The 26,280-nt window shown below is 58.2% G+C and carries 23 protein-coding genes; 10 read left to right on the forward strand and 13 right to left on the reverse strand.

Annotation, left to right across the window (positions count from 1 at the left end):
* Positions 1-115: 115 nt before the first annotated feature.
* The gene (locus tag C1Y42_RS07825) at positions 116-1,474 is read left to right on the forward strand and encodes an APC family permease (protein ID WP_021509365.1); all 1,359 of its coding nucleotides are present in this window, start codon (positions 116-118) and stop codon (positions 1,472-1,474) included.
* A 208-nt stretch (positions 1,475-1,682) separates the two neighbouring features.
* Here the strand turns inward: C1Y42_RS07825 and sbcB are convergent, their stop codons facing one another.
* Entirely contained in the window at positions 1,683-3,104 is a 1,422-nt protein-coding gene (gene sbcB, locus C1Y42_RS07830; RefSeq protein ID WP_104093141.1) for an exodeoxyribonuclease I, read from the reverse strand.
* Between the two features lie 202 nt (positions 3,105-3,306).
* Between sbcB and dacD the strand changes: the two genes are divergently transcribed.
* From dacD to tmaR, 3 genes are all read left to right on the forward strand, one after another.
* Positions 3,307-4,473, forward strand: a complete 1,167-nt coding sequence (gene dacD / locus C1Y42_RS07835) for a serine-type D-Ala-D-Ala carboxypeptidase DacD (RefSeq protein ID WP_182689020.1) — start codon at positions 3,307-3,309, stop codon at positions 4,471-4,473.
* Positions 4,474-4,635: 162 nt separating this feature from the next.
* Positions 4,636-5,694, forward strand: a complete 1,059-nt coding sequence (locus C1Y42_RS07840) for an FUSC family protein (RefSeq protein ID WP_058757324.1) — start codon at positions 4,636-4,638, stop codon at positions 5,692-5,694.
* Positions 5,695-5,865: 171 nt separating this feature from the next.
* Positions 5,866-6,186, forward strand: a complete 321-nt coding sequence (tmaR, locus tag C1Y42_RS07845; RefSeq protein ID WP_021509369.1) for a PTS system regulator TmaR — start codon at positions 5,866-5,868, stop codon at positions 6,184-6,186.
* A gap of 43 nt (positions 6,187-6,229) precedes the next feature.
* Here the strand turns inward: tmaR and C1Y42_RS07850 are convergent, their stop codons facing one another.
* Positions 6,230-7,297, reverse strand: coding sequence for a LacI family DNA-binding transcriptional regulator (locus C1Y42_RS07850; protein ID WP_104093142.1), 1,068 nt, complete (start codon positions 7,295-7,297; stop codon positions 6,230-6,232).
* A gap of 99 nt (positions 7,298-7,396) precedes the next feature.
* Between C1Y42_RS07850 and C1Y42_RS07855 the strand changes: the two genes are divergently transcribed.
* A complete protein-coding gene (locus tag C1Y42_RS07855) occupies positions 7,397-8,167 on the forward strand; it encodes a YdcF family protein (RefSeq protein WP_104093143.1) in 771 nt (256 codons plus the stop codon).
* 215 nt (positions 8,168-8,382) lie between these two features.
* Here the strand turns inward: C1Y42_RS07855 and C1Y42_RS07860 are convergent, their stop codons facing one another.
* The gene (locus C1Y42_RS07860) at positions 8,383-9,294 is read right to left on the reverse strand and encodes a ketopantoate reductase family protein (protein ID WP_104093144.1); all 912 of its coding nucleotides are present in this window, start codon (positions 9,292-9,294) and stop codon (positions 8,383-8,385) included.
* 211 nt (positions 9,295-9,505) lie between these two features.
* Here C1Y42_RS07860 and fusA point away from each other — a divergent pair, with 211 nt between their 5' ends.
* Positions 9,506-11,605: an elongation factor G gene (fusA, locus tag C1Y42_RS07865; RefSeq protein WP_104093145.1), complete on the forward strand. Its 2,100-nt coding sequence runs from the start codon at positions 9,506-9,508 to the stop codon at positions 11,603-11,605.
* A gap of 39 nt (positions 11,606-11,644) precedes the next feature.
* Here the strand turns inward: fusA and C1Y42_RS07870 are convergent, their stop codons facing one another.
* Entirely contained in the window at positions 11,645-12,430 is a 786-nt protein-coding gene (locus tag C1Y42_RS07870) for a phosphate/phosphite/phosphonate ABC transporter substrate-binding protein (RefSeq protein WP_040679873.1), read from the reverse strand.
* The gene (locus C1Y42_RS07875) at positions 12,327-13,394 is read right to left on the reverse strand and encodes a fatty acid desaturase (protein WP_104093257.1); all 1,068 of its coding nucleotides are present in this window, start codon (positions 13,392-13,394) and stop codon (positions 12,327-12,329) included. Before C1Y42_RS07875 ends, C1Y42_RS07870 begins: the two co-directional genes overlap by 104 nt.
* 217 nt (positions 13,395-13,611) lie before the next feature.
* Here C1Y42_RS07875 and C1Y42_RS07880 point away from each other — a divergent pair, with 217 nt between their 5' ends.
* Entirely contained in the window at positions 13,612-14,634 is a 1,023-nt protein-coding gene (locus C1Y42_RS07880; RefSeq protein ID WP_021509376.1) for an LLM class flavin-dependent oxidoreductase, read from the forward strand.
* 290 nt (positions 14,635-14,924) lie between these two features.
* Here C1Y42_RS07880 and C1Y42_RS07885 read toward each other — a convergent pair whose 3' ends face one another.
* The 3 genes from C1Y42_RS07885 to C1Y42_RS07895 form a co-directional block, all read right to left on the reverse strand.
* Positions 14,925-15,752, reverse strand: coding sequence for a glycosyltransferase family 8 protein (locus C1Y42_RS07885; protein ID WP_104093146.1), 828 nt, complete (start codon positions 15,750-15,752; stop codon positions 14,925-14,927).
* An 18-nt stretch (positions 15,753-15,770) separates the two neighbouring features.
* Positions 15,771-17,153, reverse strand: a complete 1,383-nt coding sequence (locus tag C1Y42_RS07890; RefSeq protein ID WP_104093147.1) for a D-arabinono-1,4-lactone oxidase — start codon at positions 17,151-17,153, stop codon at positions 15,771-15,773.
* 78 nt (positions 17,154-17,231) lie between these two features.
* Positions 17,232-17,873 (reverse strand): TetR family transcriptional regulator, encoded by a 642-nt coding sequence (locus C1Y42_RS07895; protein WP_021509768.1) that lies wholly within the window; start codon positions 17,871-17,873, stop codon positions 17,232-17,234.
* A 212-nt stretch (positions 17,874-18,085) separates the two neighbouring features.
* On the opposite strand from C1Y42_RS07895, the gene C1Y42_RS07900 reads away from it, so the two are divergent.
* The 3 genes from C1Y42_RS07900 to C1Y42_RS07910 are packed head-to-tail and all read left to right on the forward strand — an operon-like array spanning position 18,086 to position 20,686.
* Entirely contained in the window at positions 18,086-18,913 is an 828-nt protein-coding gene (locus tag C1Y42_RS07900; RefSeq protein ID WP_104093148.1) for a MetQ/NlpA family ABC transporter substrate-binding protein, read from the forward strand.
* Between the two features lie 11 nt (positions 18,914-18,924).
* Positions 18,925-20,049, forward strand: coding sequence for a methionine ABC transporter ATP-binding protein (locus C1Y42_RS07905; protein WP_104093149.1), 1,125 nt, complete (start codon positions 18,925-18,927; stop codon positions 20,047-20,049).
* Positions 20,030-20,686 (forward strand): methionine ABC transporter permease, encoded by a 657-nt coding sequence (locus C1Y42_RS07910; protein WP_088518053.1) that lies wholly within the window; start codon positions 20,030-20,032, stop codon positions 20,684-20,686. Before C1Y42_RS07905 ends, C1Y42_RS07910 begins: the two co-directional genes overlap by 20 nt.
* 174 nt (positions 20,687-20,860) lie before the next feature.
* Here the strand turns inward: C1Y42_RS07910 and C1Y42_RS07915 are convergent, their stop codons facing one another.
* The 5 genes from C1Y42_RS07915 to C1Y42_RS07935 form a co-directional block, all read right to left on the reverse strand.
* Complete coding sequence (locus C1Y42_RS07915) at positions 20,861-22,132, reverse strand: TonB-dependent receptor (protein WP_021509772.1); 1,272 nt, start codon at positions 22,130-22,132, stop codon at positions 20,861-20,863.
* Between the two features lie 104 nt (positions 22,133-22,236).
* Positions 22,237-23,625, reverse strand: coding sequence for an FAD-binding oxidoreductase (locus tag C1Y42_RS07920; protein ID WP_021509773.1), 1,389 nt, complete (start codon positions 23,623-23,625; stop codon positions 22,237-22,239).
* Positions 23,626-23,679: 54 nt separating this feature from the next.
* Entirely contained in the window at positions 23,680-24,477 is a 798-nt protein-coding gene (locus tag C1Y42_RS07925) for an ABC transporter permease (protein WP_021509774.1), read from the reverse strand.
* Positions 24,474-25,304: an ABC transporter ATP-binding protein gene (locus C1Y42_RS07930; RefSeq protein WP_021509775.1), complete on the reverse strand. Its 831-nt coding sequence runs from the start codon at positions 25,302-25,304 to the stop codon at positions 24,474-24,476. The genes C1Y42_RS07925 and C1Y42_RS07930 overlap by 4 nt, the downstream gene beginning before the upstream one ends.
* On the reverse strand, positions 25,301-26,272 hold the full coding sequence (locus tag C1Y42_RS07935) for an ABC transporter substrate-binding protein (protein WP_021509776.1): 972 nt from the start codon (positions 26,270-26,272) through the stop codon (positions 25,301-25,303). Before C1Y42_RS07935 ends, C1Y42_RS07930 begins: the two co-directional genes overlap by 4 nt.
* Positions 26,273-26,280: the final 8 nt, after the last annotated feature.

Raw genomic sequence — 26,280 nt, forward strand, 5'->3', positions numbered from 1 at the left:
GATGATTATGGCGCGGCGACAATCGCAAACACTAATATCACTTCTCACTGCAGCACATTGCGCAGTATCCCTGTGGTACAACTGAACTCAGTTGTTGCTGTAGGGGGCCTGAACAATGTCGCTTAATACCTCTGCCGCACCCCAGCGTGCACATCTGAAAAAATCTCTGACTCTGATCCCGGTCGTCATGATGGGCCTGGCGTATATGCAGCCAATGACCCTGTTTGATACCTTCGGCATCGTGTCAGGCCTCACCGACGGTCACGTCGCCACCGCTTATGCTTTCGCGCTGATCGCGATACTGTTTACTGCCGTGAGCTACGGCAAGCTGGTACGCCGCTTCCCATCTGCGGGCTCCGCTTACACCTATGCTCAGAAGGCTATCAGTCCGCACGTCGGCTTTATGGTGGGCTGGTCATCACTGCTGGACTATCTGTTCATGCCGATGATCAACATCCTGCTGGCGAAAAGCTACTTTGAGTCGCTGGTGCCGGGCATTCCGTCGTGGATTTTCGTGGTGCTGCTGGTGGCGTTTATGACCATCTCCAACCTGCGTGGGATCAAAACCGTGGCCAACTTCAACAGCGTCATTGTGGTGCTGCAGGTAGTGGTGATGGCAGTGATCACCGGTATGGTGGTGTATGGTGTGGCACACGGTATTGGCGCCGGTACGCTGACCAGTACGAAGCCGTTCTGGTCTGAAAATGCGCAGGTGGTGCCGATGATTACCGGTGCGACCATTCTGTGCTTCTCGTTCCTTGGCTTTGACGGTATCAGCTCGCTGTCGGAAGAGACCAAAGATGCCGAGCGCACCATTCCACGCGCGATTTTCCTGACCGCGCTGATTGGTGGGGTGATCTTTATTGGTGTCTCGTACTTCCTGCAGCTGTACTTCCCGGATATCTCGCGTTTCCAGAATCCGGACTCTTCACAGCCGGAAATCATGCTGTTCGTGGCGGGTAAAGCGCTGCAGATCGGCATTCTGATTTTCTCGGTGGTGACGGTGCTGGCCAGCGGCATGGCGGCACACGCCGGCGTTTCGCGTCTGATGTACGTGATGGGCCGTGACGGCGTGTTCCCGCAGCGTTTCTTTGGCTTCGTGCATCCAAAATTCCGCACGCCGTCGCTGAACGTGCTGCTGGTTGGTGCGGTAGCGCTGCTGGCGATCAACTTTGACCTGGTCACCGCAACGGCGCTGATTAACTTCGGTGCGCTGGTGGCGTTCACCTTTGTGAACCTGTCGGTGATTGCCCAGTTCTGGATTCGTGAGAAGCGTAATAAAACGCTGAAAGATCACCTCAACTATCTGGTGCTGCCTATTATGGGGGCGCTGACGGTGGGTGCGCTGTGGATCAACCTGGAAGAGACCTCGATGGTGCTCGGTCTGGTGTGGGCGGCGATTGGTATTATTTACCTGGCGTTTGTGACCCGCACGTTCCGCAATCCGGTACCGCAGTTTAGCGAAGAGGTGTAAGGCTTTTCCCTCACCCTAACCCTCTCCCGCCCGCGGGAGAGGGAACCGCCCGAGCCTGTGTCAGGTATTAGCTCTGTAGCTGCACCAGAACGCACCATACCTTTCCGCGCAGGAGAGCACCGGGGTGAGGGCACCAAAACGCACTATACTTCTCCCTCTCCCCGTGGGAGAGGGCCGGGGTGAGGGCATCAGCCCGCACGAAACCCTGCTACGACACCAGCTCCTGCGCATACAAATACAGCGCTTTCAGCTGCGCCATCTTCTCTGCATCGCCCTCATGCAAACTGGCCAGCGACTCCAGCTCCAGCAAAAACGCCTGTACCCGCTCAGCATTAAGCTGCTCGCGGCGGTGCTGCAGCCAGCACTGCTGCTCTTTATCATCCAGCGTGCCGGGGAAGTTGCGGGCGCGATAGCGGAACAGCAGCTTCGCGATACGTTTATCCTCAAAGGTCAAATCGAGCGCCGGCAGGTTCTGCGGCGGCGTCTGACGCAGGATGTTCATGCCGGCGCGATCGGCGTCGCTGAAGAAGCCGTCATACAGCTGCGCATCGACATCCTCCGACGGCGTGAACGGATCCGCTTCGGCAAACAGCGTCACCACATTTTCCCGCACTTCGGCATGCTGGCGCAGCAGTGCCAGATTCGCCAGACAGTGCTGACGATCGATACCCAGTCGTTCGGCATCTTCCGGGCGCAATGTATTGGCCGGGGCCAGCACCGGGCACTTATTGATGTGCACCAGCTTGATCGGCACCGCCGGCAAATCGCCCAGATCGCTGTGTCGCGTATACAGCCGCTCGCGCAACTCATCTGGCGACAGCGTCAGCAGCGGCATCATGTCGCCGGCCAGATCGGCCACGATCAGCGCGTTTTTGTTATCCGGATGCCACGCCAGCGGCACAATCCAGCTGGTATTGCCGCGCGCCGCGCCGAACATGCCGGAAACGTGCACCAGCGGCTTCATCTGCGGAATATCAATCAGCGTCATCAGTTTCTGCTTGTTGCGATGGGTAAACAGAAACTCAAACAGCTTCGGCTGCTTCTCCTGCACCAGCTTTGCCATCGCCAGCGTGGCGTACACATCGGACATCGCATCGTGCGCCTGTTCGTGTGCCACGCCGTTAGCCTGGGTGAGATGCTCCAGCTTAAAGCTCGGGAAACCGTCGTCGTTCTCCGGCCAGACGATGCCTTCCGGGCGCAGCGCATAACAGGCGCGCATCACGTCGAGCAGATCCCAGCGCGAATTGCCGTTCTGCCAGCTCCAGCCATACGGGTCGATAAAGTTGCGGTAGAAGATATTGCGCGTCACTTCGTCATCGAAGCGCACGTTGTTGTAACCGATCACACAGGTCTGCGGTTCGCTGAACAGCGCGTGAATGCGCTGAGCAAACTCCACTTCCGGCACGCCGCGCGCGTTGGCCACCTGCGGCGTGATACCGGTGATCATTACCGCTTCCGGCTGCGGCAGGTAATCGTCCGCGAGCTGGCAGTAAAACACCTGCGGTTCGCCTACGGCGTTAAAGGCTTTGTCGGTGCGCAGGCCTGCAAATTGCGCCGGACGATCCAGCGACGGGCTTTTGCCGAAGGTTTCATAATCGTGGAACAGAAAAGTGAACTCAGAGGCGGGCACGGCGTTATCCTGGCTATGGAAAATCAACGCACAGAATAGTCGTCAGCCCGGTACAGCACAACCTCGATCGCCATCGCTGCGAGCGGGCGCGCAGCATTTGTCCGCGGTTCATACTTTTTTTCAATTTATTCAGATATCAAAGCGCTATTTGCCGTAAAACGTGCGGCGGTAAATTCATTTATTTGATGTTGAGGAAGAAGTGTTGAAAAGGCGTCTGTTGGTAACTGTATCTGGAATGATTGTTTGGGCATCGCTGGCGCACGCGGATGACAGCATGCCGTTTCCCCTGACGCCGCCGGCCATTGATGCCGCGTCCTGGGTGCTGATGGACGCCACCACCGGGCAGATCCTCACCGCGGGCAACCCGGATGCGGAGCGCAACCCGGCCAGCCTGACCAAACTGATGACTGGTTATGTCGTCGACCGCGCGGTCGATCAGAAGAAAATCACCCGAGACGATGTGGTCACGGTAGGCAAAGACGCGTGGGCCGCCGGCAATCCGGTGTTTAAAGGCTCGTCGCTGATGTTTCTTAAGCCGGGCGATAAAGTCACCGTGCGCGACCTGATGCGCGGCGTGATCATCGATTCCGGCAACGACGCCTGCGTGGCGCTGGCCGACTATGTGGCCGGCAGTCAGGAGAGCTTCGTCAACATGATGAACAGCTACGTGCAAAAGCTCGGCCTGACGCACACCCACTTCGAAACCGTGCACGGTCTTGATGCGCCGGGGCAGCACACCACCGCGCGCGATCTGGCGGTGCTGTCGCGCGCCATCATTAACGGTGAGCAGGATTTCTACGCCATGTACAGCGAGAAAACCCTCAGCTTCAACGGTATTACCCAGAACAACCGTAACGGCCTGCTGTGGGATCAGAATCTGCACGTCGACGGCATGAAAACCGGCCACACCGAGAGCGCCGGGTTCAACATCGTCGCCTCGAACATCGTCGGTCGCCATCGTCTGATTGCGGTGATCATGGGCGGGAAAAGTTCAAAGGGACGTGAAGAGCAGGCGCGTAAACTGCTGGTGTGGGGACAGAACAATTTCGACACCGTGCAGCTGTTCCACGCCGGGAAAAAGATCGGCAGCGAAAACGTCTGGTACGGCAACCCGCACAAAGTGGACGTCGGTACCACCGACGATATCTATCTGTCACTGCCGCGCAGCGAAGTGTCGAACGTGATGGCGAAGTATGTGATCAATCGTAAAGACCTCGAAGCGCCACTCAAAGCCGGCGAGCAGGTGGGCGAAATTCAGGTGCTGGATAAAGACAAGCAGCTGGCCAGCTATCCGCTGTACGCGCTGCAGTCGGTCGATGAAGCAGGCATCATCACGCGCATCAGCGATTACGTGAAACAGAAACTGTAAGCCGTCGGGCAATAAGCAACCGCTGCGTTACATCCTTGTGTGCACTGAGAAAACAAGATGTAGCGCAGTTGTATTATTGCGCAAAAAGTTGCGCCAGCCCCTCAATGTTCGTGCTGCGCCAGGGTAACATAGCGCGCAAATTTTTATCGCACCCGGACCACCATGTTACGCGCTGACAAGCCCATCTCTCCGATTGAGTTCTGGTTTTACCGCCACTACCGCGCCGTGCACGGCGTACGCATCGCTATCGCCTTTGTGCTGTGTTTTCTGTTTGTCCGTCTCACCGATATTCCGGAAGGCACCTGGCCGCTGATCACGCTGGTGGTGGTGATGGGACCGATCTCCACCTGGGGCAATGTTTTGCCGCGCGTGGTGCAGCGTATCAGCGGTACCTTTGCCGGGCTGATATCAGGGCTGATCGCGCTGAAGCTGGAGCTGCTGTCACTGCCGCTGATGCTGGTGTGGTGCTTTATCGTGATGATCGTCTGCGGCTATCTGACGCTTGGCAAACACCCGTATATGGCACTGCTGATCGGCATCACGCTTGGCGTGGTGGTCGGCGCGCCGGCCGGCGATTTCACCGTGGCGCTGTGGCGCGGCGGCGATGTGATTCTCGGCTCGCTGATGGCCTTGCTGTTCAGCGCCATCTGGGCGCAGCGCGCCTACACTCACTGGCGCATTCAGCTGTCGGACGCCTTTATCAACATGGCGAAGATTCATCACGCTGGCTTTTCTGCCAATCTGGTGGAGAAGCCGCGCCTCAATCCGCGCTTCCAGAAGCTGCTTACCAGCGTGATCAAAATGCGCGCGCTGCTGGAGCCGGCGAGCAAAGAGACGCGCATCCCTAAATCGGTGTTTGAAGCCATTCAGACCATTAACCGTAATATGGTTAACACCATGCAGATGCAGATTGAAGCCTGGTGGGCGTCGCGCGAAAGCCATCTGATTTTGCTGAACGCGCCGACGCTGCGCCGCACGCAGCAGATGACCGAGAACACCCTGAACGCGCTGTCAGCGCTGATGGTGAAAGGCGAGACTGAACAGGTGATTGCCAACAGCCACGAGCTGGAAGCCATCACCCAGGAGCTGGAAGCGCTGATCGCCAACGGCAGCGCGCGGCTGGAGACCACCGCGATTTACGGTTACGTCTGGCTGAGTCTGGAGCAGGCGCGTCAGCTGGAGCGCATGACAGACCTGGTGCGTCTGGCGCTGCGCAAATAGTTTTCTCAGGCAATGACTTAGTGCGAATTGCCCTTTCTTTGCGCTAAGATAAGTGCCAGTCCGAATTTAGCGGTGAAAATTGCGAACCCGGCTTATAAGCCGCTAAGCTAAATGTCTTCCCGGTTTATGACTATTTTGCCTGCCGCGGCAGGCCACAAGAAAGGTGCCAACATGGAAAATGCCAAGCAATCATTTCAGGACGTACTGGAGTTTGTGCGTATGTTTCGTCGTAAAAACAAACTGCAGCGCGAAATTACGGACAACGAAAAGAAAATCCGTGATAACCAGAAACGTGTGTTGCTGCTGGACAACCTGAGCGAGTACATCAAACCTGGTATGAGCGTGGAAGCGATTCAGGAAATCATCGCCAGCATGCGCGTGGATTATGAAGATCGCGTAGACGAGTACATCATCAAAAACGCCGATCTGTCGAAAGAGCGTCGCGAGCTGTCGAAAAAGCTCAAAGCGATGGGCGAACCAAAAGGGCAGTAAGCCTCACGGGCTTGATAGCCGCGTTTTGCTCCAGGGTCGCCCTTTACGGCGACCTTTTTAATGCCCGCGCCAGCTGCTGTAACTGATGCGCAATCTCCGCCACATCCACCTGCTGCTGCAACGGCGCCGCTGTGGTGGCGCGCAGGACCAGCCCGGTCTCCAGCGGCTGACTGTCCGGTATCTCTCCCTCCAGCTGCGCCAGCAGACGATCGACGCTCACTGTGCCTAACTGCTGTAAATCCTGGCGCACCGTGGTCAGCGGTGGCTGATACCACGCGCTCTCCGCCGTATCGTCGTAACCGATGATCGACATCTCCGCCGGAATTTGTACGCCATGCTGATGCAGCGCGCGCATAGCCCCCAGCGCCATTTGATCGTTAGCCACCAGCAGCGCCTGCGGCAGCTGGTCGGGCAGCCGGGTCAGCAGCGCCTGGTAGCCGGACGCTGCGCTCCAGTCGCCGCTCAGTACGCAGTGCGGCACCAGCTGATGACGCGCCAGCGCCTGTTGCCAGGCGCTAAATCGCGCCCGGGCTGACGCGGAGCTGGCAGGCCCGTTCAGCACGCCAATCTGCCGGTGGCCGAGCGCCACCAGATGATCCACCGCCTGCTGCGCACCGCTGGTGCTCCGGTACTGACACTGCGCCACGACCGCGCTGCGCTCCACATCCAGAAACAGCGTCGGTTTGCTGCCGCATTGCTGCTGAATCTGCGCCGCCTGCGCGGCATCCAGCGGCAGGTTGATCAGCAGAGCATCGACGCGCTGCGCCAGCAATTCATGCACCGTGTCCTGCGCGTGGCTGGTGGCATTGGCCATGGCGATCACCAGATGATAGCCCTGCGCCGCCGCGCGCTGCTGAATCGCCGAAGCAATCTGCGCTGGCGCCATCAGCGCCAGATCGCTGGTCGCCAGACCGAGCGTGCGCGTGGCCTTGCCGGCCAGCTGCTGCGCGACCCGGTTTGGCACGTAGCTGAGCTGCTGCATCGCGGCTTCCACCCGTGCGCGGGTGCGGGGTGACACCTGCGCCGAATGGTTCAGCACCCGGGAAACCGTTTGATAGGAGACGCCAGCCAGCCGGGCGACATCGTCAAGCGTTACGGAACGCGCTGTCATTAATCCCTCCTGATGAGAATGCGGCGAGTGTAGCAAATTTTTCCCTGCCGTCGCGGTATTAAGGCGTTACACTGCCAGTGATAACGCAAGGAGAAAGTGATGCAGCTCAATGACCATCAAATTCAGGATATCAACACCATTGCCGCCTGGCTGGCGCTCGATCAGCTGCCAAAGGACGGTACGCTGGAGGTCGATTTAGCCATACTTGCCGGACATGCGGTGCTGCCGAACGTCGAAGCGGTGATTGCGCTGGCGAAGAAATATCAGCTGCCGTTGCTGATCAGCGGCGGCATCGGTCACTCAACCGCGCTGCTGGCCGCGATGATTGCCAGCCATCCGCTCTACCGCCAGATCGACACCGCCGGCAAGGGCGAAGCGCAGCTGCTGGGCGAGATGGCGCGCGTGTTCGCTGAGCTGCCTGACGATCAGCTGCTGCTGGAAACCGCCTCACGCAACTGTGGCGAAAACGCCGTCCTGAGCCAGCGCCTGCTGGATGAGCAGCAGTGGCAGCCGCAGCGCGTGCTGCTGGTGCAGGATCCGTTGATGCAGCGCCGCAGCTGGGAAACCTTCCGCTGGCAGTGGCGCGATCGCGAGCATGCGCCGGAATTCATCAGCTGGCCGGTGTTTGTGCCGCAGGTGATGATGGATGCGGGCATGCTGCGCATCGTTGGCGCGCCGCCGCAGGGGTTGTGGTCAGTGGAGCGTTTTCTGTCGCTGCTGATGGGCGAGGTGCAGCGCCTGCGTGACGACGCCAGCGGCTACGGCCCGAACGGCAAGGGGTTCTTCGGTCACGTTGATGTACCCGACGCGGTCGAAGCAGCCTGGCAGCGCCTGATGCAGCTGCCCGGCGTGCAGTCGCGGTTGGGTTAAGCCGTCACCAAAAGCATATGTGATTGAGTAAAATAATATTTTGCACTATCCGTAGCGGCGCAATTTATTGCGCAACCGGCCGCGGTGCGGAAATGCACATTGCGCGATAAATCGCGCCGCTACGGTTTGTGCGACTGGCTGGTGCTGCAATGACATGTCGCACAAATAACAGGATGCGCATTCATGCGCACCAGGCACGCCACGCACCGGACCGATCACCGCGTCTGCAAATACACCTGCAAGTTCACATACACCGCGTTCAGCAGCGGCGTCGCCACCGCATGGCGCGCGCCGCGCACCAGCAAATCGCCGATGATCTGATCGGCTTCGATATCGTAGCCCTGGGTTAAATCGCGGTACATGGATGAGGTCATCGCCGCATCAGGATTGTTCAGCGTCTCATAAATCTTCGCCGTCACGGCCGGACGCTGTTGGTAGCCATCGGCGGTGATCACCGCCAGCACCTCAGCGAAAATGCCCTGTAGCAGCGCTTCACCACCGGCTGAACGCAGGATGTGCTGCGTATTGCCGCGCGCCAGACAGCACACGGCGCCCAGCGTGCTCAGCAGCAGCCACTTCTCCCACAGCTCACTGATAATGTTATCGGCGAACACGCTGTCAAACTGCGCGTCACGCAGCGCGGCATCCACGCGCGCCAGATGGGCATCGTTGTTGCCGTCCAGCGCGCCGTAGTAAAGCACGTGCAGCGGCGACAGCTGCATCACTTCGCCGTGCTCGCCCAGCGTGGCGTGAATCTTACACAGCCCGCCAATCACCTTGTCACCGAAACGTGCGCGCAGCGTATCAATGTGACGCATACCATTGAGGATCGGCATGATCAGCGTCTGCGGCCCAACCGCCGGGGCGATGTCTTCCATCGCCTGTTCCAGCGCAAAGCTTTTCACCGTCAGGATGATCAGATCGTAATCACCGGTCAGCGTCGAGGCCAGCGCCAGCTGCGGCTGCAGCACCGTGCTGCCCTCCGGCGTTTGCAGCACCAGTCCGGTCTGTTGCAGCTGCTGCTGGCGGCGCTCGCGCACCAGAAAGGTCACATCACGGCCGGCCTGCGCCAGGCGCGCGCCAAAGTACCCGCCGGTGGCACCGGCTCCCACAATCAGAATACGCATGGACTGTTTTCCCGTTAAGCATGAAAGCCTTACCTTAAAACGCTGCGCGTCACTGCGCCACACCGCAAATGCGGAAAACCGTGACAATCTCAGCGATGAGCAAAAAAAGCTCAAACTGTTCGTATTCATTCGTACAATGGGTTTATGCTGGGGCACAGCGGCGGGCAATGGTGCCTGCCGGTTTTTTTCGTCAACAGACTAAGGACGCATCATGCCCCGACCCCTCCCCATCGAACGTTATCGCAACATCGGCATCTCCGCGCACATCGATGCCGGTAAAACCACCACCACTGAGGGCATCCTGTTTTACACCGGAATGAGCCACAAGCTGGGTGAAGTGCACGATGGCGCGGCAACCACCGACTGGATGGCGCAGGAGCAGGAGCGCGGCATTACCATCACCTCGGCGGCGGTCAGCTGCTACTGGCCGGGCATGGACGGCAGCTTCACGCCGCACCGTATCAACATCATTGATACGCCCGGACACGTTGACTTCACCATTGAAGTGGAACGCTCAATGCGCGTGCTGGATGGTGCCGTGATGGTGTACGACGCGGTCGGTGGCGTTCAGCCGCAGTCAGAAACCGTGTGGCGGCAGGCGAATAAATACCACGTGCCGCGCATTGCGTTCGTCAACAAGATGGACCGCCAGGGCGCGGACTTTTTCCGCGTGGTGCAGATGATGAAAGATCGCCTGCAGGCGCATCCGGTGCCGATTGTCATTCCCATCGGCGCTGAAGAGCAGTTCAGCGGGGTCATCGATCTCAACAAAATGCGTGCCATCTACTGGGACGACGCCAGCCAGGGCATGAGCTTTAGCTATGCGCCGATTCCGGACGCGCTGCAGGCGCAGGCGGCGGAGTGGCGGGAAAACATGGTGGCAGCAGCGGCAGAAGCCAGCGAAGCGCTGATGGATCGCTATCTTGAGCAGGGCGATCTCAGTGAAGAAGAGGTGATTGCCGGGCTGCGGCAGCGCACGCTGGCGGGCGAAATCCAGCCGATGCTGTGCGGCAGCGCGTTTAAAAACAAAGGGGTGCAGCGCATGCTCGATGCGGTCATCGAACTGATGCCTTCGCCGCTCGACGTGCCACCGGTCGCCGGCATCAACGAGCGCGGCGAACACGACGAACGCCATGCTGACGATGAGGAACCTTTCTCGGCGCTGGCGTTCAAGCTGATGAGCGATCCTTATGTCGGTCAGCTGACCTTTGTGCGCGTCTATTCTGGCGTGCTGCGCAAGGGTGACAGCGTGTGGAACGCGGTAAAAGGGCGTAAAGAGCGCATTGGCCGCATCGTGCAGATGCAGGCTAACGATCGCATCGAAATTGATGAGATCCGCGCCGGCGATATTGCCGCCTGCGTCGGGCTGAAAGAGGTCACCACCGGCGAAACGCTGTGCGATCCTAATGCGGTAATCACGCTGGAGCGCATGGAATTTCCCGATCCGGTGATTTCGCTGTCGATTGAGCCAAAGACCAAAGGCGATCAGGAAAAAATGGGGCTGGCGCTGCAGCGGCTGGCGGCAGAGGATCCGTCGTTCCGGCTGCACACCGATGAGGAGTCCGGTCAGACCATCATCTCTGGCATGGGCGAACTGCATCTGGAGATTATCGTCGACCGTCTGAAACGCGAGTTCGGCGTGGAAGCCAATATTGGCCGGCCGCAGGTAACCTACCGCGAAACCATCCGCAAAACGGTGCGCGAGGTGGAAGGGAAATTCGTGCGTCAGTCGGGCGGTAAGGGCCAGTATGGTCACGTGGTGCTGACGCTGGAGCCGCAGGCGGCCGGAAGCGGTTTCGCCTTTGAAGACGCGACCAAAGGCGGCGTGGTGCCGCGCGAATTTATTCCTTCAGTGGAGAAGGGCATTCGCGAAGCGCTCAACAGCGGCGTGCTGGCCGGTTATCCGGTGGTCGACATCAAAGCCACGCTGACGTTTGGCTCTTATCACGACGTTGACTCGTCCGAGATGGCGTTCCGCATGGCGGCGATCTTTGGCTTCAAAGCGGCAGCGAAGCAGGCCGATCCGGTGATACTTGAGCCGGTGATGCAAGTGGAAGTGGAGACGCCGGAAGAGTATGCCGGCGGCGTGATGGGCGATTTGTCATCCCGGCGCGGCACGCTGCAGGGCATGGACGAGCGTTTCGGCGCGCGCATTATCCGTGCTGAAGTGCCGCTGGCCGAGATGTTTGGCTACGCCACCACGCTACGCTCAATGTCTCAGGGCCGCGCCACGTATAGCATGGAGTTTGCCCACTACGCCGAAGCACCGCGTAACGTCGCAGAGGCGATTATCGCGGCTCGCGCACAGTAAGTCCGCTGGCGGCAGGGATGCCGCCGGTTAGTGCTTTATTTACAGCGCCGTCACGCCCAGCGCGGCGGCGTCATCTTCCCAGCGTTTAACCTCGTCAAACCAGTCGCGCTGCGGCACAGAAAAGCCCGCCAGCAGGTTGGCCTTCATCACATCCTTGTAATCCTCCACATTGGCCAGCTCAAACAGCGTGCTGCGCAGCTTTTCCAGTAGCAGACTGTCGGTTTTCGCCGAGGTTATCAGCGGCAGCGCGGCACACAGCGGGGTTTCACCGATAATGGCTAAGCCCTGCAGCTCCTGCGGCCGGTATTTGCGCAGCAGCGCCCAGGTGATGCAATCAATGGCGGCGAGGTCGGCCTCTCCGGCGCGCAGCGCGGCCAGCGACTGGCGGTGGCTGCCGCTGAACCGGGTAGTGGCGAAGAATTTGCCGTCCTGGGCCAGCGGCGCGACCACGTAGCGCAGCGAATTGTATCCGGAGTGTGAGTCATTGCTGTTGCACACTGCGCGACGGTCGCGGAAATCGGCGAGGCTCAGGTTCTCATCTTCCTGCCGTGCCACCAGCCAGCTGCGATAGCGCAGATCATGGCAGCCAGGCGCATTGGACTGAAACGTGCCCACCAGTTGCACGTCAGGCAATAGCGCGACCAGCGGATAGCCGCAGGTCTGACTCAGCAGCAGATTGTCATCACGCCAGTGTGGCAGCAGGTCGTCGTGCCACTGCACCTCAGCCTGCACGCCGCGCTTCGCCAGCAGCCGCGTCAGCACTGAGGTCATGGCCAGCGTGCTCGGGTGGTCGATGTCGTACATCGGTAAAGAGATGATGTGCATTCTGTGCGTCCTTGTGGTGTCCCGGGTGGGCGTTAACGTCGATCGGCTGACGCCAGAAGCGCTTCATCCATTCGCCGTAACCGGCAACGCGAAAACCCTGATTACGCTGATAGTAGCCGTCGCGGTAGAGCAAATAGACTTTGCGCAGACCGTACCAGGGTAAACCGGGCAGATCGTGATGTACAGAATGATAGTTGAGATTCAGGAACAGCAGGCGCCACGGCCAGGCCGCTTCGTTATTCACCGAGCGCGCCAGCGGCGCCTCATCGGCACGATGTTCGTAAAATGAGCGCACCTTGGTCAGCATCAGCGCCGGATAGCTCACCGCCAGCACCAGCCACAGCGGGGAAAAGCCGTGCAGGCTGAGCCAGTAAAAAAGTCCGGCCAGCAGTAGCAGGTGCACCAGCCACATCATCATCGCCGGCACGTCGCGCTGCACCACGCTTTGCGTCAGCGCGCGCAGCGTGGCGAGGATATCCAGCAGCGGTCCCAGCAGCAGACGTCCCGGAAAGGTGTTGCGCAGATGGATAACGCGCTGCTGCCAGGGTTTGAGCCGAGCCCAGTGCGCCGGCGACAGATAATAGGTTTCCGGATCATCATGCGGATCGGTCAGGGTGTGGTTGCGGTGATGCGCCAGGTGCGAATCCCGGTACAGACCATACGGATACCACACCGCCAGCGGCAGCGTGCCAAACAGCTGATTAAGGCGCGGCAGGCGCGTCGGATGGCCATGAATCAACTCATGCTGCAGCGACAAATACCGGGTGGTGAACAGGATCAGCAGCAGCGTGGCGAGGGGCAGGCCCAGCGTTTGCCAGTACAGCACGCTGGCGAACCAGCCGCTATAAACGGTAATGATTAACAGCCAGGTCGGCAATTCGCTGCGCCAGAGCCAGCTGCGCGCCAGCTGATGCACCACTTCGCGCTGTTGCGCACTGAGGTAGGCGGAGGTTCCTTTGACCATGTTCATGTGTTCAGTCAGCGAGACGGGAAAAGATGCGCTCACGATGCGCGATACGCGTGATAAACACAAAGACGGAAAATTGCTTTGTTATGCAAAAAAGTTGAAGAAGCGCGCGAAAACTATTGGCTATCAGTCCTCTTCGCACAGGCGTAACCTTACCTCATCGAATTCTGATTGATGACGCCGGCGCCGTTCTGGCCCGCGAGGAGCATTTAGCATGAAAAAAATTGGCTTTTTATCTTTCGGTCACTGGACCCCGTCACCACACTCGGCCACCCGTTCGGCGCAGGATGTGCTGCTGCAGTCGATTGACCTGGCCGTCGCCGCCGAAGAACTGGGTGCCGACGGTGCCTATTTCCGCGTACACCACTTTGCCCGCCAGCTGAGTTCACCGTTTCCGCTGCTGGCGGCGGTCGGTGCCAAAACCAGCCGCATCGAGATTGGTACCGGTGTGATCGACATGCGTTACGAAAATCCGCTGTATATGGCGGAAGACGCCGGGGCAGCGGACCTGATCGCCAACGGCCGTTTGCAGCTCGGCCTGAGCCGTGGCTCGCCGGAGCAGGTGATTGAAGGCTACCGCTACTTTGGCTTTAATCCGCGCGAAGGGGAAACCGATGCGGATATGGGACGTCGTCACACCGAAGAGCTGCTGGAAGTGCTGCGTGGCGAAGGGTTTGCCAAACCCAATCCGCAGCCGATGTTCCCGAATCCACCGGGGCTGCTGCGCCTGGAGCCATATTCCGAAGGCCTGCGCGAGCGTATCTGGTGGGGCTCTGGCTCGAACGCCACATCGATCTGGGCAGCCCAGCTGGGGATGAATTTGCAGAGTTCGACGCTGAAGGATGACGAGACCGGCGAACCGTTCCATGTGCAGCAGGCGAAGCAGATTCGCGCCTATAAAGAAGCCTGGCAGGCGGCAGGGCATCAGCGTGCACCGCGCGTGTCGGTCAGCCGCAGTATTTTTGCCCTGATGAACGACACCGATCGCGCTTACTTCGGTCGCGGCGGACAGGAGCAGGATTCCGTCGGGTTCCTCGATGAGAAAACCCGCGCCATCTTTGGGCGTAGCTATGCCGCAGAGCCGGAGCAGCTGATTAAACAACTGGCACAGGATGAAGCGATTGCGGAAGCCGATACCCTGTTGCTGACCATCCCTAATCAGCTTGGCGTGGATTATTGTGCGCACGTGATCGACAGCATTCTGACCCACGTCGCGCCAGAGCTCGGCTGGCGTTAAGCCACAGTGCGCAGGGAAGCGCACAATTATTGCGCGATAAATCGCGCCGCGACCAGGTGCGCATAAATGCGCACTCTACGAAATGCGGCAAGGTCTTTTGACGCGTATTAGATTCTGCAGGGTTGCCATTGATGGCGACCAATCATTGCGCGATAAATCGCGCCGTTACCAGGTGCGCATTAATGCGCACCCTACGAAAATCAGCAAAGGCTTTGACCTGTTTTAGATTCTGTAGGGTCGCCATTCATGGCGACCAACTATTGCCCGATAAATCGCGCCGCGACCAGCCATTAATCCGCGCCCAGCTCCCACCACAGCTTATCCAGCGCGTAATAACGGTCGCGCTGCGACTCTGGCTGGTTCAGGTCGCGCTTCCACGGTTTGGCGAGAATGTAGTGCAGATTCTTCACCTCGTCGTCATGCCATAAGCCGGCGTGCTGGAACGGCAGGGTTTTCAGCGCGTTGTAGATGTACGGCAGCGGCAGCCAGCGTCCGGCAAACACTTCATTGAGCAAATCCTGTTCGGAGAACGGATAGCGGCGCAGGTCGTCAATCTCAGCTACTTTCTGCTGCAGCCAGTCGAAAACCGCCTGATCCGGCTGCAGCACCAGAAAGCCGCCGTTGAGATAGTTATCAAGATCGGCGGGAGGCGTTTCACCGCGCGCCTGCCAGGTGTAGTGACAATGCTCCGGCTGCCAGCTGTCGGGATAGCTGGCGATTTGATTCGGGTTGCAGCGGCAGGCGTGACAGGCCGCCAGCGCATGCTTGCCGAGGTCAAGCGTAAACAGCTCATCCATGTTGCGCAGCACCAGCATATCGGCATCAAGAAACACCACGCGCTCGCAGCCGGTCAGCTCCCAGGCGCGCAGCTTGCTCCATACTTCACCAAACTGTGCCGAGGCATAATGCTGCTCCAGCGCGGCGTCCGGCATCAGCGGCTGGACCGGATGGATCACGCAGCCCAGCGCCTGTAATGCTTCGCGCATGCTCAGGTCGATGGCATCGGTGACCATCACAATCAGCGGCCAGCGCGTTTCGCTGCGTTTGAGTGAGCGATGCAGCGCTTTCACCCCGACATAATATTCCGGCTGCGTTAACAGCGTTACCCAGGCGTACATAGCTTCTCCCCATCAAACTCAATCAAACAAAGCCGTGATATAGTCATTGCTAAAGCGGTGCGTCGGATCCAGCTGTTCACGCACTGCACGAAACGCATCCCACTGCGGATAGATGGCGCGCCACTGATAGCGCTGCGGATCGTAATATTTACCCCAGTGCGGACGTCCGCCTTCCGCCGCCAGCAGTTTTTCCACTTCGGTGAGGAAATGCAGTCCGTCCTGCGACAGCGAGCCGTCATCCGCGTAATACACCACGAAACCAAAAAAGCAGGTCGGTTGCTGATGCGCCGGGCTCATCCACGCCTGTGAAGCGCCGGTGCAGCGCAGGATGATGGGATAGTGCATGTGCGGACGATTCTGTGCGTACCAGGCTTTGATCTTGCTGATAATTTCCGGCGTTTTGGCCAGCGGCACGCCAATCTCAACGTTGATTTGCGGTACGGCGATGCCACGACAAAACAGCTGGTAGATATCGCCGCTGATGTCGGTGAAATCACGGAAGCGGGTGACGGTACGGAACTGTTTGCCGCCTTTGCCGTGAATCTGCGTGTCGCGATGCATGTGTTCCAGCGTCTGATCAATGGTGTCGTTGAGGCTGCTGTCGGCCTGATCGCCGTGCTCAATCACTTCGCGCTGATGGTCGTACCACGCCTGGCTGTCCTCGGCACTGGCGACATCGGCGTTCCAGACATGCATCAGGTTGTCATCGACAAACCACCAGGCTTTGCTGAGTTCGTGCTGCTCATTCCACGTCAGCAAATCCTGCTCCAGTGAATCGGCAGACGCGGCGAATTTATGGCAGGTAAACAGGCGAAATGGCTGAGTGCGCAACGTAATGGCGGTGACGATGCCGAGCACGCCAAGTGACACCATCGCCGCCGGGAAATCGGCGTCACCGCGCTGAAACTCGCGCACGCTGCCATCGGCCAGCACCATGCGGATATGCAGCGCTTCGTCCGCCAGCGAACTCTGTGCCAGACCCTGACCGTGGGTGCCGGTTGCCAGCGCGCCGGCCAGCGTCTGCACCGCTATCACGCCGGGCGAGGAGGCGAGCATGCGATCCATCTTTGTCAGGCTGTCATACACCTGCTGCAGCGGCGTGCCCGCGGCAAACGTGACGCTCTCTTCATCCTGAGCGAGGATGCCGTGCAGCGCACTGAGATCCAGCAGTACGTCCTGCGGCTGTACGCACAGCATGCGACCGGGCGACAAACGGCTGCCGAGCACGCGCACTTTGCCGTGCGAGTCACGCAACAGCTGTTGCAACTCAGCTTCACTGCGCGGCTGATGCAACTGCTGGCGCTGGCCAACTACCGAATTCTGCGCCCAGTTCCAGAGCGCAGGCGTGTTATCGGTATGTTGCGTGTTGCGTAACGGATAGAGGAGAGCATCTTTCTTCACTACAGCGTTCCTTAATCTGAGGTCTGTCACGGTCCCGGTTATTTGATCAAGCGTAGACCATCACAGCGAACCCGCAGATTACGGGGCTTTGCGGATATAGCGCAGCGTGGCCGTCACCGCCAGCTGACGGTTGCGGCGAATACTGTCCTCTTCACTGTCGTGGGGGGTAAACAGGGTGTGGAAGGTGTAGCGGTTGGAGACGTGATGCACACAAATACTGCTGAGCAGGCGGTGTACGTCCACGGTATCCAGGCCGTCGATAAAGATGCCCTGACGCTGGCCGCGGGACAGGATGTCATCCAGCAAATCGAGGGTACTTTTGTTCATCGCTTTGATGCGCTCAGACTGCATGATGTAACGCCCGCGCAGCAGGTTTTCTGTACACACCAGGCGCATAAAATCGGGATGCGTGACGTGATAGTCAAAACTGGCTTCCACCAGTTTTATCATCGCCTCTTCCGGCTCCAGCGTAGTAAGATTCAGGCCGGTTTCATGCTGGCGGATCGCCTGATACACCTGCTCCAGCACCTCAATATACAGCTTCTCTTTGTTGATGAAGTGATACACCACCATGCGCTTGGTGGTCTGTGCCAGTTCAGCAATCTGCTCCATTCGTGCGCCCTGCATACCGTATTCGGCGAAGGTTTGCAGCGCACCCGCGAGGATGCGTTTTTTCAACCCTTCCGGGTCATTTTTACGTTTGGGTGTGGTATCCGACATAGCGCTCAATAACGGTCAATCAAACAGGCATGGTAGCACAGCCGCCCGGGGCCTTTTGGCGCGACGAGCGGCGGCATGGCTTTATTCATTTCAGGAATAGCATTCCCGGATAAATCATAATGATGGAATAAGCAACTGCGTATACTGCGCGTATCTGTCGATCACGGCAGCTTATTTTGACTCGCGTAATAATAACACTCAGGAAATAATTTATGCACACACGCTTCGCATCAGCCCAAAAGAAATTGTTGTTAACCGTCGGCGCGTTACTGGTTGCCGGCAGCGTGGTCGCGCCGTTTTCTTTGGCGCAGGCGGCGGATAAAACCGCGGTGAAGGTCGGTATCATGAGCGGCGAGGACGAAGACGTCTGGCGTGAAGTGATCAAGCAGGCCGCCGCGAAAGGGCTGACGGTGAAGACCGTGATTTTCAATGATTATAATCAGCCCAACGAAGCGTTACAGAATGGTGAAGTGGATGCCAATGCCTTCCAGCATCAGCCGTTCCTGAATAATCAAATCAAGGTCAATCATTACGATATCGTGCGCGTCGGCGATACCGCCGTCTGGCCGATCGGTCTCTATTCGAAGAAAGTGAAAAGTGCCGCCGCTCTGAAAGACGGAGCGGTAATCGGCGTGCCTAACGATCCGTCGAACGAGGCGCGCGGTCTGGTGCTGCTGCAGCAGCAAGGGCTGATCAAACTCAAACCGGGCGCCGGCATTGCCGCGACCACGGCCGACATCACTGACAATCCCCACCACCTGAAAATCAAAGAGCTGGATTCCGGCATCATTGGTCGCTCGGTGCCGGATCTTGATGCAGCAGTGGTCAATACCGACTGGGCGCTGAAAAGCGGCCTGACCGCGTCGGATCGTATCGCGCAGGAGCCGGTAAAAGACAATCCGTACAACAACTTTATCGCGGTGAAAAAAGAGAACGCCAGCGCCCCGTGGGTGAAAACCCTGGTGGCATCGTACCAGAACGATGCCGTCAAAACGGTGTTTGACAAGGTCTACAAAGGCACGGGCGAAACCGCCTGGTAAGGAACCCATCCATGACGCTATTTTCCGAGGCCACCGTGCCCCTGACCGCCGTGGCGCGCGGCGTGATCGATGAGGCAACAGTACGCGATCGCGTGGCGCAGCACAGCAACGTGGTGCGTTTACAGGGCGTGTCGCGCCGTTTCGGTCAGACACAGGCGCTGCGCAATGTCTCACTGACGGTGCAAAAAGGCGAAATCCTTGGCCTGATCGGGCGCAGCGGCGCCGGAAAATCGACGCTGATTCGCTGTCTCAACGGGCTGGAGCAGCCCGACGAAGGCGTAATCGAGATTGAAGGGCGGGGTATTACCGGTCTCTCGGAACAGCAGCTGCAGGCGGTGCGCAGTCGCGTCGGCATGGTGTTTCAGCACTTCAATCTGCTGTCGGCAAAAACCGTGGCGCAGAATGTGGCGCTGCCGCTGAAAATAGCTGGCATGGAAAAGGCACAGCGCAACCAGCGCGTAGCGGAACTGCTGGCGCTGGTAGGATTGAGCGATAAGGCCGGACACTATCCGGCGGCGCTCTCCGGTGGACAAAAACAGCGCGTCGGTATTGCCCGCGCGCTGGCCGCCAGCCCGGCGCTGCTGCTGTGTGACGAAGCCACGTCGGCGCTCGATCCGGAAACCACCCGCTCGATTCTCGCGCTGCTGAAATCGCTCAATCAGCAGCTTGGTATCACCATTCTGCTGATCACGCATGAGATGGAGGTGATCAAATCCGTGGCGCATCGCGTGGCCGTCATCGACGCCGGGGAGATTGTCGAGCAGGGCCCGGTGTGGCAGGTGTTCGCCCATCCGCAATCCGCGCTGACGCGCACGCTGCTGCGCGGGCTGCTGCCGCAGCTGCCGGAGAATCTCGCAGCGCGGCTCAGCGAACAGCGTGAAGGTGAGGCGATCTATAGCGTTCACTTTGCTGGTGTGGCGGCGCAGGGGGATTTGCTGACGCAGTTTGCCAGCGCTCTGCCGGGTAAATTTCGCCTGCTGCAGGGGGGCATCGACCACATTCAGCACTACGCGGTAGTGCGTTTCTTTATTGCGCTCCCGGCCGCCAACGCTGCCGATGAGTATCAGGTTCTCAGCTGGCTGCGTACGCAGCAGGCACAGGTGGAGTTGGTCGGTTATGTCGCCAGTGATGATTGATTTACTGCTCAATGCGTTGGGTGAAACGCTGCTGATGACGGCGGTGGCCGGCCTGTTTTCGCTGCTGGCCGGATTACCGCTGGGACTGATTCTGGTGACCACCAGCCCCGGCGGCATTGCTGAAAACCGGAGCATCAATCGTCTGCTGGGCGTAGTGATCAACGGCTTTCGCTCGCTGCCGTTCATTATTCTGCTGGTGGCGCTGATTCCCTTTACCCGTCTGCTGGTCGGCACCTCTCTGGGCACCTGGGCCGCAATTGTACCGTTATCGATCACCGCCACGCCGTATTTTGCCCGGGTAGCGGAAGTTTCACTGCGCGATGTCGATCGCGGGCTGATTGATGCGGTGCGTGCCATGGGTGCCAGCAAATTACGTATTGTCTGGGAGGTGCTGATTCCTGAAGCGCTGCCGGGCATTCTTTCCGGTTTTGTCGTCACGCTGGTGGCGCTGATCGGCGCCTCGGCAATGGCGGGTGCCATCGGGGCGGGCGGCCTGGGCGATCTGGCGATTCGCTACGGTTATCAGCGTTTTGACACTGCGGTGATGGTGGCGGTGATCGCCGTACTGATCGTGCTGGTGTGCGGTATCCAGTGGCTCGGCGATCGGCTGGTGCAGCGCATTGACAGGCGGCACTGAGAAAAACGTCTGCGCCAGTACGCTCTCCTGCAGACAAATGCTTCGCATCAGGCGCTGGCGGTGAATATTGTACAAAAACTCAACAGGCCCCTGTTAAAGGGGCCTATGGGTTAATCAGCAATTCATCCATCCTGGGCAGCAGGTAAAGACAGTTAATTCTGATGGAATGAATGATTAAAAGTCGTATTGCAAACTCAAACGATTCTGCCAGAAATGTGAATCGTACAGAGGCGATGTCTGCACGCCGGCAAAATCGGTCACGCTTAATCCTTTTAATACACCGCTGAACGCCCAGGTGAAATACACCAGATATTCCGACTGATTAATGCTGGCAGACTGTGCCGAGGGTTTTAAATCCATAAACGAATATTGTGTACCCAGAGAAAGATGCTCATTAAGCACGTAGTTCAGGTTGGTCATATATGCATTGCCACTGCCAAGATCCTGGGTACTGGTGAAAAACGGCTGGGCGAAATAGGGACCCGATGAACTGTTGTGGGCATAAGGCACCACCAGTGAACCGTTACCCCAGCTATTGGGGCTGGCAGCAATATGGTCGTAGCCCAATTTCCAGTTCAGTGCAGGAGTGAAACTCAGCGCGAGCTGAGCACCGTAAGAGGTGCTATTGACCTCTCCGGCCAGCGCTTTCCCTAAGCTGGTACCGCGAATAAACTGCAGAGCCACATCCGGCTGCAACAATGTATCCTGCCACTGCACATGACTTTCGCCATAGACAACGCGGGAATAATCAGCATATTCCTGATACCACACTTGTCCGGTAAGTTTTTTGTTACCCCACTGCGTGCCCTGTCCGCCACCAATCGCCCACATGCCGTTAGTGCGCTCATCGATATCCGAATAGGCCGTGGTATCCAGGAACTGATCGTCGCCCCAGGGCTTGTAGCGCCAGACTTTGGTCGCATGTAAATACTGGGTGCTGTCGCCATAATTGGCATCAACGCCCCTGAAGAGTATCGGTGTAATACGCCAGTCATAGTCACCGACGAAGGGAATGTTAATGCGTTGATCGCCGGCAGTAATTTTAAAATCATCCTGTTGCCAGCTTAAATAAGCTTCCCCGATATTGGTCTGATTATCACCAATGTCGCTGATGGTATGCGCTTCATCCGGGTGATCAATCCCCCGCAAAAAGATGGCGCTCACGCCAGCACGAAAACCATACGCGGGAGCCGTTTCATATTTCACACTGCCGCCGTAACTGGTGGTGTCCTGATTAAAGCCTTTGGAAAAATAGGCATTGTGCGTGGAGTAGTAGAGCGTACGTAAACTGCCGCTAACGGTACCGCAGGTGAATATATCGCTGAAGCTGTCTACACCGCTGGCATCGTAATGACAGTCGCTGATATTACTTTGTGTCGCAGCCAGTGTTGCTGGCGCGAAGGGGAAAAACAGCGCAAGTAAACCGACACGTTTTAGTGCTCTCATTGCATGATCCCTGAATAAACACACCCGATGAGGAAAGCGTAACGATGCCAGCCGGGTGAGAGGATCACCCGGCGGTGAGTTATGCCGTAAATAAAAAGTGATGATCAATTAACGCCGGGAATATGTACCGCCGGCAAGGTTTCACGTACTTCCCAGCCACGTAGCTTGCCGGGGTTTAATAAGTTGTAAGGATCGCAGGCGGATTTTAGGGCAACCACATCAGGCCGCACCATACCTTGTTTGCCATCCTCAATATGAATGACATGCGGATTATTTATTTTCACATTATGGCTACGATAAATATCCATAATGGCGTTGAGCCGTTCCGGGCTGCTGTAACGGATTAATGGCAGGCCGCTACAGGTGAGCGCACCGTTCATGTCGCGCAGAAATTCAATATGTGACATCACCTCATCCGATAATTCGGCTTCCATCGCCAGTGCCTGTTGATAATAATTATCCGGGGAATACGCGGTTTGCAGATAGGTCAGGGTCTTGTCGATCTTCAATGCCTGCAAGGTCGTGTGGTTCCAGCAATATTCAATCAGGGAGTGGCCGCTATTTTCACCTTCGGCAAAGTGCAATGCATTATGGCCATGGTGTTGCGCCACAAGGGCGGGCAGCAGACCATCACTCTCGCTTCCTGTTACCGAAATGACACCGTGTTGCCCCTTAACCTGCGCATCCGCTAAATCGCTGAAATAATCCAGTACCGGTGCGGCAAACACGGCAATCTGGCGTTTAACGATGCCCGGCGACCGCGCCAGCGCATCGGCATAAGCCATCGCGGAGGGAAAATCGGCAAAGGTATCCAGACGTTCGATCCAGTCATGGCAGGGCGCCAGCGCAAGTTCGATCTCCAGCACGATGCCATTGCTGCCATAGGCATGATGCAATAGCAGCGCATCCGGTGCCTGTAAAGTGATGATGCGCGGCGTCTCTTCCATGGTCATCATCCGAATCGACAGCACGTTGCCTGGCGCGGCCAGTGGACCGTAGTTAATCGATCCCACCCCGCCAAAACCGCCGCCAAACAGCCCGCCAAGTGTGGCAAGTTTCCAGGTTGAGGGCATGCAACGTAACTCCCAGCCGTGCGGGCGCGTGTGGGCTTCGAGATCGCCTAATCGAATACCCGCCTGCGCGCGCACCGTACCGGTGCCCAGCGCGGTGACGCTGTTCAGGCGTGTCATGTCGACTATCACACCGCCATTGAGCGGAATCAGCTGGCCATAGTTGCCGGTACCGCCACCGCGAAGGTTCAGTGGCACACGGGCTTTTGCACAGGCGGCCACCACCGCCAGCAGCTCGTTTTCATCGCGAGGACGCACGGCCAGCTCGGCAAATTTCTCTTCCAGCTGGGATTTCAGCACCGGGCTGAACCAGTGAAAGTCGCGTGACAGACGTTTCACTTTCGGCGCTTCTTTAATCCACTCCAGTTCCGGCAACGCCGCGACCAGCGCCGCCAGGGCAGACTGGCGATCGGGTTCAGACATGTAATGCTCCTGTTCGTAGGGGGCGCAGGGCGGAGGTTTTCCGCCCGTTTGGCATTAATTCGGGCTTAACTCACTCTCGTGCCAGGCGGCTAATACGCGGCGCGTCAGCCACGACATCAGGGCAAACAGCAGAAAGCCGGCCAGAGAAATCAGTAACAATGCGGCAAACATCAGCGGGATATTGAGTTGATAGCCAGCCTGTAAAATCTGGTAGGCCAGCCCGGTATCCGTGCCGCCGGTGCCCGCCACAAACTCCGCCACCACGGCACCAATCAGTGACAAACCGCTGGAAATACGCAGCGCGCCAAAGAAGTAGGGCAATGCAGATGGAATGCGCAGGCGGAGTAAAATTTGCAGCCGCGAGGCATGGTTCAGCCTGAAGTAGCTCAGCAGACCCGGCGACACGCTGCGTAAACCCTGGGTGGTGCTGGAGATGATCGGGAACACCGCCATCAGGGTGGCGCACACCACCAGCGATGCGGTGGTGTCTTTCACCCAGATAATGATCAGCGGTGCAATGGCCACGATCGGCGTGACTTGCAGAAAGACGATGTAAGGAAATAACGCCGTCTCGATAAACCGATTTTGCACCAGCAAAAAGGCAATCAGGGAACCGATCACCGTTGCCAGCGCAAACGAGATCAGCGTGATTTTCAGGGTGTAAAGCAGCGACATAAACAAGGCAGGAAAGTTTTGCGCCAGGCTTTGTGCCACCACCACCGGCGAAGGCACCAGAAACGCCGGGACCTTAAACGCGGTAACCAGAAACTGCCACAACAGCAGCATGGCGACGGCCACCACCGCTGGAAACAGCCACTGTTGAAATCTACGGTTTGCTGCGAGCGGTTTCATGACTGGCTCTCCTGACTGGCTGCCAGCAGGCCGCGCTGCAGCAACTGCGCATAATGGGTAAACGGCTGGCTGACACGAAACGCATCATCACGCGGCTGGCTGGTGTCAATGCGGATATCATCCACCACGCGGCCCGGTCGTGCGGCCATCATGATCACCCGCTGCGACAGGAATACGGCTTCCTGAATGGAGTGGGTAACAAACACGACCGTCAGCTTCTGTTCCTGCCACAGCTCCAGCAGGTCGCTGTCCAGTTTGTTGCGGGTGATTTCGTCCAGGGCGCCGAACGGTTCATCCATCAACAGCACCCTGGGACGCGTCACTAAACCGCGAGCAATCGACACCCGCATCTGCATGCCACCGGAAAGCTCGCGCGGTAATACGTGACCAAACTGGCCCAGGCCAACCAGTTCCAGAATCTCGCGCACGCGGGTATCGGCTTCGGCGCGCGGAACGCCCGCCAGATCCAGCGGCAGGCGGACATTCTTGTGCACGCTGCTCCACGGCATCAGTGTCGCTTCCTGAAACACAAAGGAAAGCGGCAGGTCACGTTGATTCTCCCGGCGATCGCGGCGGAACAACATCAGTTTGCCATCGCTGGGTTCAATTAAGCCGGCAATCATTTTCAGCAGCGTACTTTTGCCACAGCCGGAGGGACCGAGCAGTGAGACAAATTCGCCCTGACGCACCGTCAGTTCGACCGGCAGCAGCGCCCGCGTCCCGTTGGGATAGATTTTCTCCGCAGAAAGCACCTCAATCGCCGGCGGCGCTACAGGCCGCGGCTGGCTATCCGGATTGATCGGCGTTATGTTGCTGGCGGTGTTCATGGCATGACCTTAACGTCTTTGATGAACTGCAGCGTGTAGCTACCTGCAAACGGCACTTTGGCCGGATCGATCAGCTTGTTGTCCACCAGCAGTTGCCATGTCTGTTTGAGCCGTGGCTCGGTAATGATACCGATACCCGCCGTTTGCGCATCACCGCCCGTCAGCATCTGGTATTTCTTCATCTGGGCAATGCCGAAGGCGATCTGCTCCTCGCTCATCTGCGGATTCTCTTTGCGGATCAGCGCATTGCCAGCGCGCGGATCCTGCAGATAGTTTTTCCAGCCCTGCATTGAGGCTTTGACGAACGCGGCCACCGCTTGCGGACGTTTTTCAATGGTCGATTTCATGCACACAATACTGTTGCCGTAAGGCGGATAGCCCCATTCGCTGATCGGGTAGACATTGGCTTGCGCATGGGCTTTCTGCACCGCAAAAGGTTCCGAGGTGATATAACCCTGCTGCACCAGCGTCTTATCTGCCAGGAATGGCTGGATGCTGAACGTGTAAGGGCGCACGCGCGCATTTTTCAGGCCGAGCGCACTTTGGGCCCACGGCCAGTAGGAGGTGTAAGCTTCCGCCGCCAGCAGGAAGGTTTTGCCTTGCAGATCGGCTTTATCTTTCACATCAGGATGGGTGAGAAAAGCAATCGCCGAGTGCTGGAACGTGGTGGCAACGGGCATGGCTTCCACGCCTTGCTGCCAGGATTCCAGTGCCTGCATGTTGTCGCTGATGATGCAGTCCGCCTGGCCTGCCGCCATCAGCTGCATGGTGTGAACCTGTGGGCCACCCATTTTCAGGCTGACGTCGAGCCCGGCATCTTTATACAGATTCTGCGCCAGTGCCTGATAAAAACCGCCATGCTCGGCTTGCGCATACCAGTTGGTCATGAAGGTGAATTTCTCCGCCGCCATGCTCTGGGCCGACAGCGCCAGCGACAGTGCCGCAATCATGTTCAATTTTTTATTCATCGTCGATC

Origin of the sequence: Pantoea sp. ICBG 985 (genome assembly GCF_002928365.1) — a bacterium.
GTDB lineage: Bacteria > Pseudomonadota > Gammaproteobacteria > Enterobacterales > Enterobacteriaceae > Pantoea > Pantoea dispersa.

Coding starts and splice junctions, on each gene's coding strand:
- C1Y42_RS07825 (WP_021509365.1), top strand. CDS start 116: ATGTCGCTTAATACCTCTGCCGCACCCCAGCGTGCACATCTGAAAAAA.
- C1Y42_RS07840 (WP_058757324.1), top strand. CDS start 4,636: ATGTTACGCGCTGACAAGCCCATCTCTCCGATTGAGTTCTGGTTTTAC.
- tmaR (WP_021509369.1), top strand. CDS start 5,866: ATGGAAAATGCCAAGCAATCATTTCAGGACGTACTGGAGTTTGTGCGT.
- C1Y42_RS07850 (WP_104093142.1), bottom strand. CDS start 7,297: ATGACAGCGCGTTCCGTAACGCTTGACGATGTCGCCCGGCTGGCTGGC.
- C1Y42_RS07855 (WP_104093143.1), top strand. CDS start 7,397: ATGCAGCTCAATGACCATCAAATTCAGGATATCAACACCATTGCCGCC.
- C1Y42_RS07860 (WP_104093144.1), bottom strand. CDS start 9,294: ATGCGTATTCTGATTGTGGGAGCCGGTGCCACCGGCGGGTACTTTGGC.
- fusA (WP_104093145.1), top strand. CDS start 9,506: ATGCCCCGACCCCTCCCCATCGAACGTTATCGCAACATCGGCATCTCC.
- C1Y42_RS07870 (WP_040679873.1), bottom strand. CDS start 12,430: ATGCACATCATCTCTTTACCGATGTACGACATCGACCACCCGAGCACG.
- C1Y42_RS07875 (WP_104093257.1), bottom strand. CDS start 13,394: ATGGTCAAAGGAACCTCCGCCTACCTCAGTGCGCAACAGCGCGAAGTG.
- C1Y42_RS07880 (WP_021509376.1), top strand. CDS start 13,612: ATGAAAAAAATTGGCTTTTTATCTTTCGGTCACTGGACCCCGTCACCA.
- C1Y42_RS07885 (WP_104093146.1), bottom strand. CDS start 15,752: ATGTACGCCTGGGTAACGCTGTTAACGCAGCCGGAATATTATGTCGGG.
- C1Y42_RS07895 (WP_021509768.1), bottom strand. CDS start 17,873: ATGTCGGATACCACACCCAAACGTAAAAATGACCCGGAAGGGTTGAAA.
- C1Y42_RS07900 (WP_104093148.1), top strand. CDS start 18,086: ATGCACACACGCTTCGCATCAGCCCAAAAGAAATTGTTGTTAACCGTC.
- C1Y42_RS07905 (WP_104093149.1), top strand. CDS start 18,925: ATGACGCTATTTTCCGAGGCCACCGTGCCCCTGACCGCCGTGGCGCGC.
- C1Y42_RS07910 (WP_088518053.1), top strand. CDS start 20,030: ATGTCGCCAGTGATGATTGATTTACTGCTCAATGCGTTGGGTGAAACG.
- C1Y42_RS07915 (WP_021509772.1), bottom strand. CDS start 22,132: ATGAGAGCACTAAAACGTGTCGGTTTACTTGCGCTGTTTTTCCCCTTC.
- C1Y42_RS07920 (WP_021509773.1), bottom strand. CDS start 23,625: ATGTCTGAACCCGATCGCCAGTCTGCCCTGGCGGCGCTGGTCGCGGCG.
- C1Y42_RS07925 (WP_021509774.1), bottom strand. CDS start 24,477: ATGAAACCGCTCGCAGCAAACCGTAGATTTCAACAGTGGCTGTTTCCA.
- C1Y42_RS07930 (WP_021509775.1), bottom strand. CDS start 25,304: ATGAACACCGCCAGCAACATAACGCCGATCAATCCGGATAGCCAGCCG.
- C1Y42_RS07935 (WP_021509776.1), bottom strand. CDS start 26,272: ATGAATAAAAAATTGAACATGATTGCGGCACTGTCGCTGGCGCTGTCG.